The sequence below is a fragment of the Legionella longbeachae genome (assembly GCF_004283175.1).
GTDB classification, from domain to species: domain Bacteria; phylum Pseudomonadota; class Gammaproteobacteria; order Legionellales; family Legionellaceae; genus Legionella; species Legionella longbeachae.
On the sequence record NZ_RXNW01000012.1, the window covers coordinates 1 to 17,909 of the forward strand.

Here is a 17,909-nt window from a genome sequence, read left to right on the forward strand (position 1 = left end):
ATAAAATAGAGTTTAACTGCTTTTACACCGTTAAAGCAAAAAATATAACATTTTAGGATAAGATAATAATGCTTCACTTACAAGAAATGGTCAAACATGGCTTGCAAAATAAAACAATAGAGCTCAAGGAACGGTTACCGAATTTTATAACTGCCCCAGGTCATTTGCATGTGACTTATCAGGTTGAAGCTAAAGAGGATTTTTACCTCATTTATCTTCACGTTACAGGTGAGTTAACCATTCAATGTCAGCGGTGTCTAGACGAATTTAATTTTCCATATGATAATAAGACTGTGATTGCTGTATGCCGTAATGATGAACGTGCGGAACAGATACTCGAACATTATGAGTGCATTGTTTCTGCTAATTTACAAATAAGTTTGGAAGACATACTTATTGACGAATTACATCTTTATGCCCCACAATTTCATGCGGAAATCAGTGATTGCAGCAGTGAAATCAATCAAATTTTAATGGGAACAAAGTGAATTTTATTGAAATTTTCTTGAATTAACACTAATATTCACGCTTTATGAATGCAAATTGTTTAGGAGTAATACAATGGCTGTACAGCAAAATAAAAAATCACGCTCACGTCGTGATATGCGTCGTTCACATGATGCCTTGACAAAGCCAACGCTTTCTGTTGATGCAACTACTGGTGAAACACATCTGCGTCATCACATGACCCCAGATGGTTACTATCGTGGTAAAAAAATTATTGATACTGATACCGTATACGAACAAGAGTAATTTTCTTGAAAAATATCACCATTGCAATTGATGCGATGGGTGGGGATCATGGGTTAAGCGTAGTGATTCCTGCCTGTGTTCGCGCTGCGAAAAATAATCCTGAATTAAAGCTGATACTTGTCGGAGTTCATGATAAGGTACAGTCTTTTTTAAAAAAATATGGTGTCTCATCCTCAGATCAATTTTCTATAGTACATGCCTCAGAAGTAGTAACTATGGATGAATTGCCTTCGCATGCTTTGCGAAATAAAAAAGACTCTTCTATGAGAGTGGCAATTAACCTGGTTAAAGAAGGCATGGCGCAAGCCTGTGTTAGTGCTGGAAATACGGGTGCCTTAATGGCTACAGCACGTTTTGTTCTTAAGACACTCCCTGGTATTGATAGGCCTGCAATTGTTTCTGAATTACCAACTCAAAAGGGTAGGACCTGGGTTATTGATCTAGGCGCTAATGTGGATTCTTGTGCAGAGCATTTGTTTCAGTTCGCAGTTATGGGATCCGCATTAGTTCAAGCAGTTGCTAATAAACCCAAACCTAAAATTGCCTTGTTAAATATTGGCGTAGAGGAAATGAAAGGAAATGATCAAGTCAAGCGTACTGCACACATGCTTGCTGAATGTTCAGTAATGAATTATGTGGGCTATGTTGAGGGAGATCATTTTTATACCGGGGAAGTAGATTTAGTGGTTTGCGATGGTTTTGTGGGTAATGTTGCTCTAAAGGCCAGTGAAGGCCTTGCAAAGCTTTTTGTGAGTTTACTCATGGAATCATTCAATAAAAACTGGTATACCAAGCTTTCTGCATTAATTGCACGACCAGCATTAAGGCATCTTAAAAAACGGTTCGATCCCTCTAGATATAATGGTGCGAGTATGCTCGGTTTAAATGGTATTGTGGTTAAAAGCCATGGTGGAGCAAATGAACTTGGATTTCAACATGCCATAGAGCAAGCCATTCTGGAAGTAAAGAACAATGTGATTGATTCAGTGCGTGCTCAAATAAATGATTTTATAAATCAAGGGTTGCTGTTATGAAGAATGCTGTAATTAGTGGCACTGGAAGTTATATTCCCGAGAAACAACTCACCAATCTTGAACTGGAGTCAATGTTAGAGACCACTGATGAATGGATTGTCACCAGAACAGGTATAAGCAGTCGTAGTATTGCGCAACCTCATGAAACTACATCATATATGGCAGCTCAAGCTGCACAGCACGCATTGAATGCATCAGGTTTAGATGCCAATGACATTGATTTAATTGTGGTTGCCACATGCACTCCAGATCATTTTTTCCCCGGGGTAGCATGTTATGTACAGCATGCCTTAAAGATTAAAAAACCAATACCAGCATTTGATGTCGGTGCCGCATGTAGTGGTTTTGTCTATGTTATGGATATTGCTAAACAATACATTATGAATGGTGTAGCAAAACATATTCTTGTTATTGGAAGTGAAAGCATGTCCCGGGCAGTGGATTGGACTGACAGAGCAACTTGTGTTCTTTTCGGCGATGGTGCCGGTGCAGTAGTCTTAAGTGCAAGTGATCGTCAAGGCATTGTAGGAAGTGTCTTACATGCTTCTTATGACGCTGAAAAATTATTAAACTTGAGTAATGGAACATTTGATAACCAGCGAGCCATGATAAGTATGCGTGGCAACGAAGTTTTTAAAATCGCGGTCAAATATATGGGGGATGTTGTTGACGAGGTTTTAGAGGCGAGTCAATTAACCAAGTCAGACATCCAGTGGTTAATTCCCCATCAAGCCAATATGCGTATTATTCAAGCTATAGCGAAGAAGTTAGATCTACCTATGTCTCGAGTGATTGTTACAATAGGCTGTCAAGGTAATACCTCGGCAGCTTCCATTCCTTTGGCTCTAGATCATTCTATTAAAACCAATCAGATAAAGCGAGATGAGCTATTATTGATTGAATCGTTTGGTGGTGGAATGACTTGGGGAGCTATGGTTATTCGTTATTAATTAATTATAAATTTAAATTAAAATCTAGTTCGGAGCTATTTTTAACATGGTAAAAACGGCGTTTGTATTTCCTGGGCAAGGATCTCAATCAATAGGGATGTTGGCTGATTTTGAGTTTCAATATTCTATTATTGTCAAGACTTTTGCTGAAGCATCAGAGGCTGTAGGCTATGATTTATGGAAACTCATACAACATGGACCTGAAGAAAAACTTAATCAAACAGAACATACTCAAGTTGCAATGCTTACAGCAGATGTTGCTGTCTACAGGTTATTGATGCAACAAGGCATTGTTCAACCATGTATCATAGCTGGTCATAGCTTAGGTGAATATGCTGCATTGGTTTGTGCTGATGCTTTATCATTGTTTGATGCTGCTTGTTTGGTCAGTCGTAGAGGACAGGTAATGCAAAATGCAGTGCCCTTAGGATTAGGCGCCATGGCTGCTCTTGTTGGTTTAACTGATGAGCAAGTAAAAGATTTATGTGATCAAGCAAGTCGAGCAAATGAAGTAGTTACTCCGGCAAACTATAATGCAATCGGACAAGTTGTTGTTGCTGGTCATACTCCCGCGGTGACACGAATTTTGGGATTAGCTGAAGATGCTGGGGCGAGATTAGCTAAAATAATTCCTGTAAGTGTGCCATGTCACTGCCCTTTATTATTTGATGCAGCGGAAGTTTTTGCTGAATATTTAGCTAATATCGAATTCAAAAAACCAAAAATTGATGTTGTTAGCAATGTAGATTTGAGTATATATCATTCAGCAGAACATATACGTAAAAAATTGCAAGAGCAATTATATAGTCCTGTACGATGGGTCGAGACAATACAACTTTTTAAACAAAATGGTATAGAGATGATCCTTGAATGCGGACCTGGAAAAGTGCTTGGTGGGTTAATTAAACGAATTGACAGGAGTTTAAATACCATCAGTGTTTACGATACTATTAGTCTTGAACAAGTTGAGGAACAATTTGCATAAATGCCAAAATATTTGAAAAGTAGCAATATCTAATGCATTACTCATTGGGTTATGTTCCTCAGACAAGCATGAACATAGATAGAGCTGGGTGTTAAAATATATATTTAGAGGAAACTAAATGATCAATTTAGAGGGGAAAATTGCTTTAGTTACGGGAGCAAGCCGAGGAATAGGCCAGGCAATAGCTTTAAAGTTAGCACAACAAGGAGCTTTTGTTTTTGGCACAGCAACCACAGAGCAAGGCGCTCAATCAATCAATGCTTATTTCGAGAAGGAAAAGTTATCTGGAAATGGCTTGGTGCTTGATGTAACTAATTCAGAACAAATAGAAGAGGTGGTCGGGAAGCTGAATGATCAAAGCCAATCTCCTTCAATATTAGTGAATAATGCCGGAATCACCTCTGATAATTTATTGTTACGTATGGATGATGATGAATGGTATAAAGTCATTGAAACCAATTTGAACTCCATATACAAGATGACTAAAATTTGTATCAAGTCGATGTTTAGAGCACGATGGGGACGAATTATTTCTATTGGCTCAGTTGTTGGTTCAAGTGGCAATTCAGGCCAAGCCAATTATACTGCTGCCAAAGCAGGTATCGTTGGTTTTAGTAAATCCTTGGCGCAAGAATTAGGAAGCAGAGGAATTACTGTTAATGTTGTTGCTCCTGGATTTATTGATACTGATATGACTTCGTCATTACCTGATATGGTTAAAGAAGAAATGTTAAAAAGAATTCCTATGCGTAAGCTTGGTGAACCATCTGATATCGCTGAAGCAGTTGCTTTTCTAGCATCAGAAAGTGCTAAATATATCACAGGTGAAACAATTCATGTCAATGGTGGCATGTATATGAATTAATGCACTTGCGTTATCTGTATAAATGAATAAACTATACCACTTCCATTTAACTTTGACTTTTTTTGGTTGGATTAGATGCTAAATTTAAATAATTAACGGATCTTATAAGATAAGTTAATATTCTGGTGCTCTTGCCAAGCAGTTAAAGTTAAGTGGAAGTAGTATGATAAAATACCTATAGTTTTTATATTTCTATCAACCGAAAGAGGAAAATCAAGTTATGAGTACAGTTGAAGAGCGTGTTCGCAAAATTGTTGTTGAACAATTGGGTGTTAAAGAAGAGGAATTAAAGAATGATGCATCATTCGTTGATGATTTAGGTGCTGATTCCTTAGATACTGTGGAATTGGTTATGGCTCTTGAAGAAGAATTTGAAACAGAAATTCCTGATGAAAAGGCTGAAAAAATCACCACAATTCAAGAAGCGATTGATTATATTGAATCTAATTTAAATAAAGAAGAAGCATAATATTTGTAATCATTCAGATCCCCTATATCAATGTTTGCTTGAACGATAGGATTTGACTACAGGTTGTGAGAAAATTTTTCTAAGTAAGTGCAGTATGTAAGTTTTAATATAAAGCAGTGCTTAGGAAAATTTTCTCGCAAAATGTACCAGGTATTACTGTTCCTCTATAGGGGCTGACTACTTACTGATTTTTTTGCTTAATCTCATCTCTCCTGTTGCATGTGAAAGATAGAGATTGTTTTAAGGAGCTTTCATTGAATAAGCGGCGTGTAGTAATTACTGGCATGGGTATGATTACTCCTGTTGGACTTAATGTAAAAGATACTTGGCAAAATATATTGGCCGGTGTGAGTGGTGTTGTTTTGGCAGAAGAATTTGATCCAAATGAATACAGCACACGAATATGGGCCAAGGTTAAGAATTTTAATATTGAGGACTATGTTCCGCTAAAAGATGCCCGTAAGATGGATGTGTTTACCCAATATGGTCTTGCTGCTGCTGACGAAGCAATTCTTGATTCGGGTTTAAAAATAGATGCGAGTCTATCAACGCGTATTGGTGTTGCTGTCGGTGCAGGTATTGGCGGCATTCAAACCATCACGAATAACCAAGATAAGCTTATTGCCGGTGGAGCTCGAAAAGTTTCCCCATTTTTTATTCCGGCGGGTATCATTAATATGGTTGCCGGACAGATTTCGATTAGACATCAGCTTAAAGGTCCAAATATTTCCGTAGTTACTGCCTGTACTACAGGAACCCACAATATTGGTCTTGCTGGACGCATGATTACTTATGGTGATGCTGACGTTATGGTATGCGGTGGGGCGGAAATGACCTTAACTCCACTGTGTTTAGCTGGATTCTCTGCAGTACGTTCATTATCCAAACGTAATGAGGAACCTGAGAAAGCATCACGACCTTTCGATAGGGATAGAGATGGTTTTGTTATGGGAGAGGGTGCCGGGGTTCTGGTATTAGAAGAATATGAGCATGCAAAAGCCCGTGGCGCAAAAATTTATGCGGAGCTCGTAGGTTTTGGTATGTCTGGGGATGCTTATCATATTACCGCACCTGATGAAGATGCTGATGGTGCTGCTCGTGCAATGGAAGCAGCTCTACATGATGCGCATATTGATGTAGAACAAGTTGATTACATTAATGCGCATGGTACCTCTACCTATCTAAATGATTTAAATGAAACAAAAGCTATTAAGCGAATATTCAAACAACATGCTTATGAATTAGCGGTTAGCTCTACTAAATCGATGACTGGCCATTTGTTAGGCGCTGCTGGAGCAGTGGAGGCGATATTCAGTATTTTAGCAATAAGGGATCAAATTGTTCCACCAACCATTAATTTGGATAATCCTGATGAAGGGTGTGACCTAAACTATGTGCCTCATACTCCTCAAGAACGAAATGTTAACTATGTTCTTAGTAATTCATTAGGTTTTGGCGGAACTAATGGTAGTCTCTTATTTAAACGAATCTAAATGACATTTTTAAGACATAAAAAGTGGCTATTCTCTATTGCAATACTGTTTTTTATGTCTTGCATTTTTTTTCTTGGGCATGTCTATATCCAGATAACAAAATCCCTGGTTCCTGTTCAAGGGGTACCGGTAGTAATCACTCTTGATCGAACTACTACGGCTTCGAAATTTGTGCAAACCTTAAAAGAAAGAAATTTAATTTCTGCAGGAACGCCTCTTCTAACGGTGATTCGATACACGGGTCTTTCATCACAACTTAAAGCGGGCGTGTATGAAATAAAACCTGGGGAAACGGCACTACAACTACTGCATCGAGTTGTAGATGGAGATGTTCTAACACAAAATTTTACAATTATTGCAGGGACTACCCAACAGAAAGTAGCACAGGATTTAACAAAAGCGGCTTATCTAAACTATCAAACTAGCGATTGGAATGATATAAAAGGCATTTATCCTAATGCTGAGGGATTACTGCTCGCGGATACCTACCAATATCAAGGTGGAAGTAGTGGTAAAAGTTTATTAGAGAATGCACATCGTAATTTAATGAATTATTTGAATAAGAGCTGGGCTAATAGAGCGCCGCATTTACCTTATAAAACCCCTTATGAATTGCTTAAGGCAGCTTCGATCATCGAAAAAGAAACAGCTAATCCACAAGAACGTAAGCTCATATCTGGAGTATTGATTAACCGCTTAAATAAAAGCATGCCCTTACAGATGGATCCTACCGTAATCTACGGTTTAGGGGCTGCCTACACGGGAAAACTATCGCATGATGATATGCAAATTGATTCACCCTATAACTCATATCGTTATAGAGGTTTGCCACCAACTCCTATTGCTATGGTAGGCAAAGAGTCCTTGGATGCAGCAGCTCATCCCCAGCTGTCTAATTATTTATATTTTGTTGCTAAAGGAGATGGAACGCATCAGTTTTCAGAAACTTATCAACAGCAAAAACAAGCAATTAACCAATATAAACGAAAGGATTTTTAAAATGATCTCTTCAATGGGGAAGTTAATTGTTATCGAAGGATTGGAAGGTGCGGGAAAATCCACTGCAGTGAATACAGTAGTCGACCTTTTAGCCGAAAGACAGATTAAAACAATCACTACTCGTGAACCAGGGGGGACTGCTATAGGTGAAATTTTACGTAATCTAATAAAAAATCCTGAGTATCGTGATGTTTTGGATGATCGAAGTGAGTTATTACTTCTATATACAGCAAGAATCCAATTATTGAAACAAGTCATTGAGCCCGCGCTGCAAAAAGGTATGTGGGTTATTGCTGATCGATTTGAATTGTCAACTATGGCTTATCAAGGTGGAGGTCGAGGACTGGATCAAGAAATGATTAGGCATCTGTCTTCATTTTCATTACAAGGATTGAAACCTGATTTGACTTTGTATCTGGATATTAGTCCTGAAGAGGGAATGCGCCGTGTTAAATCAAGAGGGACACTTGATAGAATCGAGCAACAATCAATTGAATTTTTTCATCGAGTGCATGATAGTTATCTTCAATATATCAAAATGAATCCCTATGTAGTCAGGATTAATGCAGCACTTCCATTGAAGAATGTACAATTGGCTCTTCAAAAAGCAATAAATGAGTTTATCGAGCACCAAACATGATCGGTTATGATCCCAAAGAAGAAAAATATTTGGCTCAATGGAAGCAGATCCAGATTGCATGGAAAAATGGGCGCATGCCTCAAGCAATGTTATTTGTTGGTTCATTAGATTGTGCTCTGATTGATTTTATTAGGAGATTTTCTAAGTTCGTTTTTTGTAAAATGGAAACAAAACCTTGTGGTGAATGTATTGATTGCCGAATGGCTCTCTGCGCTGAACATCCCGATCTGAACTGGATTAAGCCAGAAAAAAGAGGGGGCTCAATAAAAATTGATACAATAAGAGAGCTACACGATTATTCTTATTTAACACCACAACGAGCAAATCATCGTTTGATTGTGATTGAGTCAGTCGAACGGATGAATATTTCTGCCGCAAATTCACTATTAAAAATTTTGGAAGAACCTGCTCAACATATTTTGTTTTTACTGGTGGCACAGCAGTTGAGTACCGTATTGCCAACAATTTTAAGTCGATGTCAGATAATGCATTTTGCATCATATGTTGATTTATCTAATCTTCTGCAGTTGGGAGAGCGTTATCCCCAAGAGTCAGAACAAGCGGTGATTATAAATCAAGCTGAGTTTGTCTTGGATGGTTTGATTTCAGTGATTAAAGAAAAGACACATCCGTGTATAGTGGCTGCTCAATGGAGTCAATTTGAGATGAATACTCTATTGTGGTTTTTGTACCTGGTTTATTCACAAATTCAAATAATACAAATTAATGGGATTATAAATGCTGGGCCTGCAACTCAGCAGCTGCAAAGCTTGGCAACTTTATTAAACCCCATTATTATTTTTGCTCAAATTGATAGAATAAATGCATTGCAGATGAAATTAAGCCATAATATTAATGTAAATCAAACTTTAGCATTAGAGGATCTTTTGTTGGCTATTCACAGTGAATAGTCATTATGTAAGTAGAGTGGATTGAGTTTTTGTTGATGAATAAGGAAATCAAGTATGGATAAACATCAGATCAACTGTATATTTCCTAATGAATCAGCGCTGTATGCAGCTTATATGCCCTTTGTTAAACATGGTGGAATATTTATTCGCACGAACCACAAGTTTGAGTTTGGTGCAATAGTGAGCTTATCTATAAAACTAATGGAAGAGGATGAGTCATACGAAGTCGGTGGAAAAGTGGTATGGATTACACCTCAAGGTGCTCAAGGTAATAAGATTCCTGGAATAGGGGTACAGTTTGTAGGAGAAAATAGCAGTAATTTGTGCAATAAAATAGAGACCTATTTAGCAGGCATGTTAAAATCATCCCAGACAACAGATACAATTTAGTAAGTTAGTAAAGTTATAAAGCACTGAAGAAACATAATTGATCCAAACCATTTTATGCCATTTAATGAGGTCATCCCATGTTAGTTGATTCGCATTGTCATTTGAACTTTCTTGATTTAGCTGATTTTAATCATGACATTACAAATGTTTTAGAACAAGCAAAAGCTAATGATGTGGGGCATTTTTTATGTGTTTGCGTGGAGTTAAGTGATTACCCGCAATTAGAAAATCTGGCCATGAATTATTCCAATATTAGTATTTCTGTTGGGGTTCACCCAAATACTGATATGGATATTCCTGTTACTTCTGAAATATTGTGTGATTTAGCTTTGAATCCCGCATGTATTGCTATCGGTGAAACAGGCCTTGATTATTATCGAACACATACAGATGAAGCACGAGAAGTACAACGTCATCGATTTAGAGAGCATATAAAAGCTGCCTTACAGACTGCAAAACCACTGATCATTCATACACGTCAGGCAGCGGAAGATACAATCGCGCTGATGATAGAAGAAAATGCGGCTCAGATTGGTGGGGTTATGCATTGTTTTGCGGAGAGTTTAGATATCGCTCGTAGAGCCATAGAACTGAATTTTTATATTTCATTTTCAGGTATCCTTACCTTTAAAAATGCAACAGCTCTTCAAGAGGTTGCTCGACAAATCCCTTTAAACCGAATACTCATAGAAACAGATTCACCTTATCTGGCACCAGTCCCTTATAGAGGTAAACAAAACCATCCTGCTTTAGTGAAATATGTAGCAGAAGCCCTGGCAGAACTTCGAGGTATGAACGTCGAAGAAATTGCGGCGATAACAACAGAAAATTTTTATAATTGTTTCAAACTGAGGAACCACTAATGAGTTTATATATAGGTTTAATGTCTGGAACTAGTATGGATGGTATTGATGCAGCACTTGTTGATATCTCTATAAATGAGTTACTTCTGGGTAAAACCATAAGTTATAGCGATGAGGTTAAAAATCGTATTAATATTCTGTTGGATGGCTTAAATTTAAGCCTTGCTTCTATTTGTCAATTAAATACATTAATCGGAAAAGAATTTGCTCGTGCTGTCAATCAGCTGTTATACGATGCACAATTATCCCCCAGCGATATTTGTGCTATAGGAAGTCACGGCCAAACTGTTTGTCACGATACCAATTGCGCTATTCCATATACATTGCAATTAGGATGCGCCCATACTATTTCTACATTAACCGGTATTACTGTAGTGGCTGATTTCAGAACGCGGGATATAGCACTTGGAGGCCAGGGTGCTCCTTTTGCACCAATTTATCACCAGGAACTATTTAAACATGAAAATAATCCTACAGGTGTAGTTAATGTGGGTGGTATTGCTAACATTACACTGATTTACCCCAATCAAGCTGTTAAAGGATGGGATGTTGGGCCTGGAAATTGTTTAATGGACGCATGGATTATGAAGCATAGAGGAAAATCTTACGATGCTGATGGCGATTGGGCACGACAAGGAGACGTCATTGAGCCTCTGCTTAAAATCCTAATGTCAGATCCTTTTGTCCATCTTTCATCACCAAAGAGCATAGGTAAAGAGTATTTTTCCTTAGCATGGTTGGAAGGTCATTTACGTGCTGATTATAAGCCTGAGGATGTGCAAAAAACATTGCTGGTGTTTACCGCAAAAACGATTGCTAATAGTCTTTTAACAGAAAAAAATTATGTTGAGAGTTTGTACCTATGTGGAGGCGGTACCCATAATCTTGCTTTATTGGACATACTTAACCAATTATTGCCAGCAACAGAGGTAAAGAGTATTGCAGAAATAGGCATAAACCCAGACTATTTAGAAGCAATGATGTTTGCCTGGCTTGCTGCACAAACAATAAATTATATTCCTCTGGACTTAAGAGCAATAACTGGTTCAACTCATCCCTCTATATTAGGTGCAATTTATCCAATTAGCAAAAACTAAGTTTTTCTCCTCAATAGATTCTTCTTATTGATTAAGCTGAGGTTCAACGACTGATTTTTGCTCTACAGCAAGTTTTCTAGTTTAACTGTGGCATCTTGAATCAATTCATCAGTTTCTTTTTATGTTTTAGGTGTAAGCTTCTGAATTTGCATTAATGACTGGGTACAGCAAGAATAGAATTTCTGTTTTAACTCGTCATTATCATTAGTGATTATAAAGCTCAGTACAGAGTCATGGGCTTAAAATCACAACCTTATCAGGATATTCCTCTAATTTTAATCCAAATTTATCGATTAACTCATGGAGTCGTTGTAAACCCCTTTCTAATTGTTTGTATACGAACCTTAAAGATCATAAATACGATCATTTTATGTGTGCCATATACTCTTTTCGCAATAGAACAGAAAATAATAAGTATATCCCATACTGACTTGGAAAATTGATCCTATTTGGAATTAAAGGATTTAAATTAGAACAATTCGCCTTAGGTTTAATGCAATAAATAAAGTGAAGCCTAAAAAGAAAAAATGTGAAAAAAACTGTTTCACGCTTTATAGCCCCTAGGAGCGTACCTATTACTGGAAGACTCTTCAAGGAATAAGATGGAAATTTTTATTTAGAAATTACAAATATTTAGTCAAAGTTTATATTTTCTTTATTTTATTAAAATAGTTATATTGTTTATATACTAAGATTATATTGACAAAGTAAATGTGTATAAGCTTAAATGTGGAATTTCAAACGGAGTGACCTTAAATTGAGCTCATATAATATTGATAATACACATCAAGGAGCAAATGCTCGACTTGGAACCGCTTATTTTATTTTCTTTCTGGCAGCATCATTTTATTTATATGAATTCATTTTACAAGTAGCGCCAAGTGTGATGGCCGAATCAATGATGAAGACTTTTGGGGTTACAGGCCAGGGATTTGGATTTATTTCTGCTTTTTACTTCTATGCGTATGCACCAACTCAATTGCCAGCAGGGGTATTGTACGATCGTTATGGCCCACGTAAGTTAATGACTTTTGCTATTATTTTATGTGCTTTGGGGTCAGCCTTTTTTGCGTCAACGGACAGTATGTTTACTGCCTGTATCGGTAGATTTCTTATTGGAATTGGTTCTGCGTTTTCTTTCATAGGTGTTTTGGTTCTTTTATCCCGTTGGTTTCCTCCTTACTATTTTGCAATTTTGGCGGGAGTGGCTCAGTTAATGAGTTCAGTTGGAGCTATATTTGGGGAAATGCCATTGGCCTATCTAATTCAGGGCGTTGGGTGGCGTAATGCAAGCTTTATTTTATCTTTTATTGGTTTTATATTAGCGATATTTTTTTGGCTTTTTATTCGCGATTATCCTCATCAGCAAAATCAACCTATACCTGAACAATATCTGCGTGAAGAGTGGAAGCGGCTTGTTGCAGTTTGTAAACATAGTTATACCTGGATAATAGGAGGATATGCTTTTGCGATTTGGACACCCATTGCTGTCTTTGCGGCTCTTTGGGGGGTTCCTTATTTACAGGAAAAATTTCAAATTAGTGTTGTTGCTGCTTCAGGACTCTGTAGTTTGATTTGGATTGGCATCGGAGTAGGTAGTCCTCTACTTGGCTGGCTAAGTGATCGCATTGAAAGTCGTCGAATAGCATTGATTCTTAGTGCTGTTTTAGGCTTATTGGCAACATTAGTATTATTGTATGCTCCGGGATTAACGTATGGGTGGGCTCCATTTATCTTGTTTGTACTTGGTTTGGGGGCAGGAGGGCAAACGGTAAGCTTTGCTGTTGTGAAAGAAAATAACCCTCCAGATCTTGTCGGTACTGCCTCGGGGTTTAATAATCTTTCTGTATTAATCGGTGGAGCAATATTCCAGCCTTTGGTCGGTTATATATTACAACATACTCATTCTTGGCATTTGGTTAATGGAGTGCATGTATACAGCATCGCAAGTTACCAGGTTTCTTTAATGGTTATGCCAATATGCTTTTTAGTCAGTTTACTTATCGCAGTTTTCTTGCTTAAAGAGTCACACCCTGCACATAATAAACACGCATAAACGGTGAGGCTCTCGCCATTGATATAAGAGACGCACCCATTAATTGACGTGCCGCAGCTTTATCTGCAATAACGCAGATAAAGCTTTGGATTGAAAAGTGTCATTTTCTCTTATAGTGATGGAGACAGTAAAAAATAAATATGACCAAGGCATTTAAATTGAAGCTGTGAAACAATAAATGCACGAAAAAAAAGAGAATCAGGAAAAGCAAGTTAAAGCGAAGAATTTTTAACCTGGCGGGATTTTATGCTCACCATTAGTCATGTCTTTATCAATTAAAAAAATTAATCCTATACATATAAAAAATATTAATTCTGTGGCATTGCAATAGAGTCCGAAATGAAGATTATTATGATGCTTGTAAAATAAATTTCCAGTTTCTGTTCCCATTGCCCCAATAACCATAACTCCCAAGCTGATTACAGCAGATGCAGTACCTTTGCTTACAGGAGTGACAAAAAGACAATATCTGTTTAGTGGCGCATTAATAATGCTGAGTGCAAAAAAATAAATGATGGTCCCGGGCAACAAATAATAATAAGCATTCCCAAACAGATAAGGAACGAGAGATGTTAAAATGGCACCAACAACCATAATGATACAACCCAGCAGGATGATTTGTTTGATTTGATACCTATAAGTTAGGTGATGTAAAAACCAATTACCTAATATGGTTGCCCCAAAGACTGGGATTTGCCAAAGTGCGTATTGTATTATCGTGAGTTTTGCCTCAACAATCAAAATAATAGGTGATAATGCAATCCAAGCAAGACAATGAATCCCAACTGTGCCTGCTGCCAGGGTCGCAAGACAAAATGTTTTATTAGAAAACAGGAGTTTATAGTTTTCAAAAACTTTTTTTGCAGAGAACTTTGCTTTGGGAGTTAATTCTCCATTTCGTTTAATCTGGCCTATTGGTTCAGGCATGTATCGCCACAAACCCCATAAAGCAATAAGTGCGCCTAAAGCAATAGTGACGAAAATATAGCGCCAAGAAGTATAGTGAATGACTATGGCACCCATTAGTGGTCCTAATAAAGGAGCTAGAATTGCTACATTTGCCATAATTGATATGATGCGAATAGCATCCATTTCCTCAAATATTTCTTGGATTGTGGCGTAACCAATGACCCCTATGAAGCATAGCCCCATCCCTTGAAAAAAGCGTGCAATCAAAAATTGATTCATTGAGTTGGAACAGGCAATAAATAAAGTGAAAATAAAAAACAAAAATGCACCGATCAGCATCATCGGTCTTCGACCATAGCTGTCTGATATAGGGCCTAAAATAACTTGGAGGCTTGCTCCACCAAGTATATAAACAGTCAGCGAAGTTGCTATTGTTGATTCATCCGCATTAAATGAGTGTACGACATGAATCATGCCCGGCATAATCATGTCGTTGGCTATATACGTTAGAAATTCATACATTACAAAAAAACAAGCGAAGGTTAGGGCATGTTTTTTAGTGATAGGGATAAGTGGTTCAGTCATAGTAATAACTCTGGTATTTTTTTTTCTTCAAGTTGTTCTTCCTTGTAATTTTATGTTTAAATTTTATATAATCCTCCGATATCTTTTTTGGGAAACAATCTTATGAAATGGCATTTTTTTGGCGAAAATGGTGGCAAACCCAAAATAAGTGAGCATTTAATGCTCTATATTCTAAGTCTACTTGATCCGTCCTCGCAGTTCAACGCCTCGTTAGTGAATCATAAATGGAAGGAGTTAGTTGATTTAACTCGAAAATACATGGCTTTGTTGCCAACGATCCACAAAATTCCTATGCTTTCTACGCTCGGTCTGGATGTTTTAAGATTAAAATTAATGGCCGGTGGTATGACAAACACCACATACAGAGTGCAAATTGGCCCTGATATTGCTAAATTGCTTTCAAGAATTTCTGGAGTGGATCAATCACTTATTGAGCGACATAAAGCAAATCGTTGGGTATTGCGTATACCCGGTGAAGTGTCATCATTTTCAGTATCACGTGAGCACGAAGCCAAAAATGCGCGTCAAGCCTCAGTTTTAGGACTTAATGTTCCTATAGAGTATTTCGACTCGAATGGATTGCAGTTAACAAAATTTATTGAAAAAGTTAAGGTTTTAGACAAAAAGGCATTGGAGCGTGCCGATATTCTACAAACTCTAGCAATCATGACAAAACAGTTGCATTCTTCGGAGCGTTTTGCAAATGATACTGCTGTTTTTGAGCGTAACATGGGATTGCTCGAGGCATTAAAGATAAAAAAGTTTAATTTTCCTGGTGAAATTGAGTTCATAGAAGAGAAAATGGCGGCTTTGCATGGATTATTTTCTGCTTACAAGATTGAAACATGCCCGTGCCACAATGATTCAACACCTCTAAATTATATGATGACTCAAGAAAATGATAAAAAGAACTTGTTCTATCAAATTGATTGGGAATACTCAAGTAATAATGATTTCCTTTGGGATCTCGCTTATTTTGCGATAGAGGCAAAGCTAGATAAAGAGCAAGAGTTAACGTATTTAACTGCGTATTTTGGTAAAGAAAAGCTTACTGATTCGGTATTTGCCTGGTATACCGCTTATAAGCCTGTAATTGAATGGTGGATAACCCTATGGTCATGGACTCAATTAGCCAATGAAGCAAAATCCGTCGATCCGGAGGCTTATGCTCAATTAGGTTTAGAGCGCTATCAAAAAACGCTCTTGCATTTGCACAGCAATGAGTACAGGGATGCATTAGCTGTAATTGATCAAGAGCGATTAATGCCTTCATTTTCGGGACAAAGGCTTTTTTAAATATTAGGGAGGACTGTTTATAAATTTTTTTCTTCGAACATTTGATTTAAAAATTCTTGTAAGTGTTTTTTTTCTTTCTCGGAGGCTAGATAGGCTTTAAGTACAGTTATTGAGTGCTGGTATTCTTCATGGTTGATCCCCCCTCGCATCAATTCAAATCGTAAAAAAACGCAATAGGTATTCAATACGTCGGTTTCACAATAATCACGGATGCTTTTTATCTGACCTGATAAATACTGGTCCCAAACTTTTGATCCGCTCATTCCCATCTTTCCGGGGAAACCCAGCATAGTGGAAATCTCATCTAATGGAGCAAATGCTTTATTTTGGTATCCGGCAATTACATCCATGAGGTCGAGATGACGATAATGAAATCGACTTAAATAATTGTTCCAGCGAAAGTGCTGCTGATTTTCACCAGTTTCCCAATAGGTAGGAGCCGGAATGCCGTGTAATAGGGCTCGATAATGTAAAACAGGTAAGTCAAATCCACTCCCATTCCAGCTGACTAATGTTGGAGTATGTTTATCTATTCCAGCAAAAAAACGAGTAATTATTTCTTTTTCTTTCGAGAGCTCATCACCCAAAGACCACACTTTAATTTGGGATCCATGACTCATAACCAGGGAAATAGCACAAATTTTTTGTAAATAATGGGGTAAGAAATCATGACCCACTTTTGCTCGTCGTAAAGCAAACATAGCTTGAGCTGTATCCTCATCGCTTAGTCCATGTAAATCATACAAATTTCGTCCGGATTCAATATCAGGAATGGTTTCTATATCAAATACAAAAATGGTCATTAGATGCACTTTTTTTTATATTAAATTAATTGATATATTATCATGTGATAAAGCAGGGAAATAGATCCTTGTCATACTAGATAAACACAGAAGGCGTAGATTGTAATAATCAAATTTGTTAGAATAAGTTTTTTTGTGTTTGGTTACTCATGAGCTCTTTATTATTATTTTTTAAGAAGTTAAGAATAGCCTTTCTATTTGTTGCTGTATTGCTAACATCCTGTGTTAGTCCTCCCCCAGCAGATGTCAATAATCTTTGTAATATATTTAGGCAATATCCTAAGTGGTATACTGATGCCAAGGATGTTGAGCGACGTTGGAAGGTTCCAGTTCCGGTCCAAATGGCCATTATTCATCAAGAGTCAAAATTTAATGCCCGGGCACGACCACCAAGGACGAAACTTTTATTTATAATTCCTTGGAAAAGACCTTCTTCAGCTTATGGCTATACACAAGCATTACATGATACATGGAAGCATTATAAACGCACTAATGGGGGATTTTTTGCTTCACGTGATGATTTTGGTGATGGTGTTGATTTTATTGGATGGTATGCAAATCAAGCACATATAAGGGCTGGAATTCAAAGAACAGACGCATATTCACTTTATTTAGCGTATCATGAAGGGATTGGTGGTTATCAACGTAAAACCTATTTAAGAAAATCTTGGTTGATTCCTGTCGCAAGGAAAGTTCAAGCGCGATCTCAGCTTTATGCTATGCAACTTAACTCATGCAAGAGATCTTTTGAATCCCGCTCATGGTTCTAAACTCAGAGCAGATTGTATTTAGGAACAAATTGAACAATAAG

General features: G+C 37.4%; 19 protein-coding genes. 17 read left to right on the forward strand and 2 right to left on the reverse strand.

All coding sequences use genetic code 11. The features are described from left to right. Window positions 1–68 precede the first annotated feature (68 nt). The 15 genes from EKG34_RS12550 to EKG34_RS12620 all read left to right on the forward strand — a co-directional run bounded on the left by EKG34_RS12550 (window position 69) and on the right by EKG34_RS12620 (window position 13,505). A complete protein-coding gene (locus EKG34_RS12550; protein ID WP_012979068.1) occupies window positions 69–488 on the forward strand; it encodes a YceD family protein in 420 nt (139 codons plus the stop codon). 73 nt (window positions 489–561) lie between these two features. Beyond that, on the forward strand, window positions 562–753 hold the full coding sequence (rpmF, locus tag EKG34_RS12555) for a 50S ribosomal protein L32 (protein ID WP_003631757.1): 192 nt from the start codon (window positions 562–564) through the stop codon (window positions 751–753). Between the two features lie 5 nt (window positions 754–758). Further along, a complete protein-coding gene (gene plsX / locus EKG34_RS12560) occupies window positions 759–1,787 on the forward strand; it encodes a phosphate acyltransferase PlsX (protein WP_003631756.1) in 1,029 nt (342 codons plus the stop codon). Beyond that, window positions 1,784–2,737: a beta-ketoacyl-ACP synthase III gene (locus tag EKG34_RS12565; RefSeq protein ID WP_012979069.1), complete on the forward strand. Its 954-nt coding sequence runs from the start codon at window positions 1,784–1,786 to the stop codon at window positions 2,735–2,737. The genes plsX and EKG34_RS12565 overlap by 4 nt, the downstream gene beginning before the upstream one ends. A 46-nt stretch (window positions 2,738–2,783) precedes the next feature. Next, a complete protein-coding gene (gene fabD, locus EKG34_RS12570; RefSeq protein ID WP_003631754.1) occupies window positions 2,784–3,722 on the forward strand; it encodes an ACP S-malonyltransferase in 939 nt (312 codons plus the stop codon). 118 nt (window positions 3,723–3,840) lie between these two features. After that, window positions 3,841–4,587 carry a 3-oxoacyl-ACP reductase FabG gene (gene fabG / locus EKG34_RS12575; RefSeq protein WP_003631753.1) on the forward strand — a complete coding sequence of 249 codons (747 nt, stop codon included), beginning with the start codon at window positions 3,841–3,843 and terminating at the stop codon, window positions 4,585–4,587. A 220-nt stretch (window positions 4,588–4,807) separates the two neighbouring features. Continuing rightward, the gene (acpP, locus tag EKG34_RS12580; RefSeq protein WP_003631752.1) at window positions 4,808–5,056 is read left to right on the forward strand and encodes an acyl carrier protein; all 249 of its coding nucleotides are present in this window, start codon (window positions 4,808–4,810) and stop codon (window positions 5,054–5,056) included. 254 nt (window positions 5,057–5,310) lie between these two features. Beyond that, the gene (fabF, locus tag EKG34_RS12585) at window positions 5,311–6,549 is read left to right on the forward strand and encodes a beta-ketoacyl-ACP synthase II (protein WP_012979070.1); all 1,239 of its coding nucleotides are present in this window, start codon (window positions 5,311–5,313) and stop codon (window positions 6,547–6,549) included. Beyond that, window positions 6,550–7,548 carry an endolytic transglycosylase MltG gene (mltG, locus tag EKG34_RS12590; protein ID WP_012979071.1) on the forward strand — a complete coding sequence of 333 codons (999 nt, stop codon included), beginning with the start codon at window positions 6,550–6,552 and terminating at the stop codon, window positions 7,546–7,548. It begins immediately after the preceding gene. A gap of 1 nt (window position 7,549) precedes the next feature. Next, window positions 7,550–8,188, forward strand: a complete 639-nt coding sequence (gene tmk, locus EKG34_RS12595) for a dTMP kinase (protein WP_003631741.1) — start codon at window positions 7,550–7,552, stop codon at window positions 8,186–8,188. Beyond that, window positions 8,185–9,099, forward strand: coding sequence for a DNA polymerase III subunit delta' C-terminal domain-containing protein (locus EKG34_RS12600; RefSeq protein WP_012979072.1), 915 nt, complete (start codon window positions 8,185–8,187; stop codon window positions 9,097–9,099). Before tmk ends, EKG34_RS12600 begins: the two co-directional genes overlap by 4 nt. Window positions 9,100–9,153: 54 nt before the next feature. Next, window positions 9,154–9,489, forward strand: a complete 336-nt coding sequence (locus EKG34_RS12605) for a PilZ domain-containing protein (RefSeq protein ID WP_012979073.1) — start codon at window positions 9,154–9,156, stop codon at window positions 9,487–9,489. A 77-nt stretch (window positions 9,490–9,566) separates the two neighbouring features. Further along, a complete protein-coding gene (locus EKG34_RS12610) occupies window positions 9,567–10,352 on the forward strand; it encodes a TatD family hydrolase (RefSeq protein WP_003631738.1) in 786 nt (261 codons plus the stop codon). Beyond that, window positions 10,352–11,449, forward strand: a complete 1,098-nt coding sequence (locus tag EKG34_RS12615; protein WP_012979074.1) for an anhydro-N-acetylmuramic acid kinase — start codon at window positions 10,352–10,354, stop codon at window positions 11,447–11,449. Before EKG34_RS12610 ends, EKG34_RS12615 begins: the two co-directional genes overlap by 1 nt. 757 nt (window positions 11,450–12,206) lie before the next feature. Next, window positions 12,207–13,505, forward strand: coding sequence for an MFS transporter (locus tag EKG34_RS12620; RefSeq protein ID WP_003631736.1), 1,299 nt, complete (start codon window positions 12,207–12,209; stop codon window positions 13,503–13,505). A 228-nt stretch (window positions 13,506–13,733) separates the two neighbouring features. On the opposite strand, the gene EKG34_RS12625 is transcribed toward EKG34_RS12620, so the two are convergent. After that, window positions 13,734–14,999, reverse strand: a complete 1,266-nt coding sequence (locus tag EKG34_RS12625) for an MFS transporter (RefSeq protein ID WP_003631735.1) — start codon at window positions 14,997–14,999, stop codon at window positions 13,734–13,736. Between the two features lie 102 nt (window positions 15,000–15,101). Between EKG34_RS12625 and EKG34_RS12630 the strand changes: the two genes are divergently transcribed. Then, window positions 15,102–16,295 carry a phosphotransferase gene (locus EKG34_RS12630; RefSeq protein WP_003631734.1) on the forward strand — a complete coding sequence of 398 codons (1,194 nt, stop codon included), beginning with the start codon at window positions 15,102–15,104 and terminating at the stop codon, window positions 16,293–16,295. Between the two features lie 17 nt (window positions 16,296–16,312). Here the strand turns inward: EKG34_RS12630 and EKG34_RS12635 are convergent, their stop codons facing one another. Further along, window positions 16,313–17,098, reverse strand: coding sequence for a 3'-5' exonuclease (locus tag EKG34_RS12635; protein ID WP_003631733.1), 786 nt, complete (start codon window positions 17,096–17,098; stop codon window positions 16,313–16,315). Window positions 17,099–17,247: 149 nt separating this feature from the next. Between EKG34_RS12635 and EKG34_RS12640 the strand changes: the two genes are divergently transcribed. Then, the gene (locus tag EKG34_RS12640) at window positions 17,248–17,868 is read left to right on the forward strand and encodes a transglycosylase SLT domain-containing protein (RefSeq protein WP_003631732.1); all 621 of its coding nucleotides are present in this window, start codon (window positions 17,248–17,250) and stop codon (window positions 17,866–17,868) included. The last annotated feature ends 41 nt before the right edge of the window (window positions 17,869–17,909 follow it).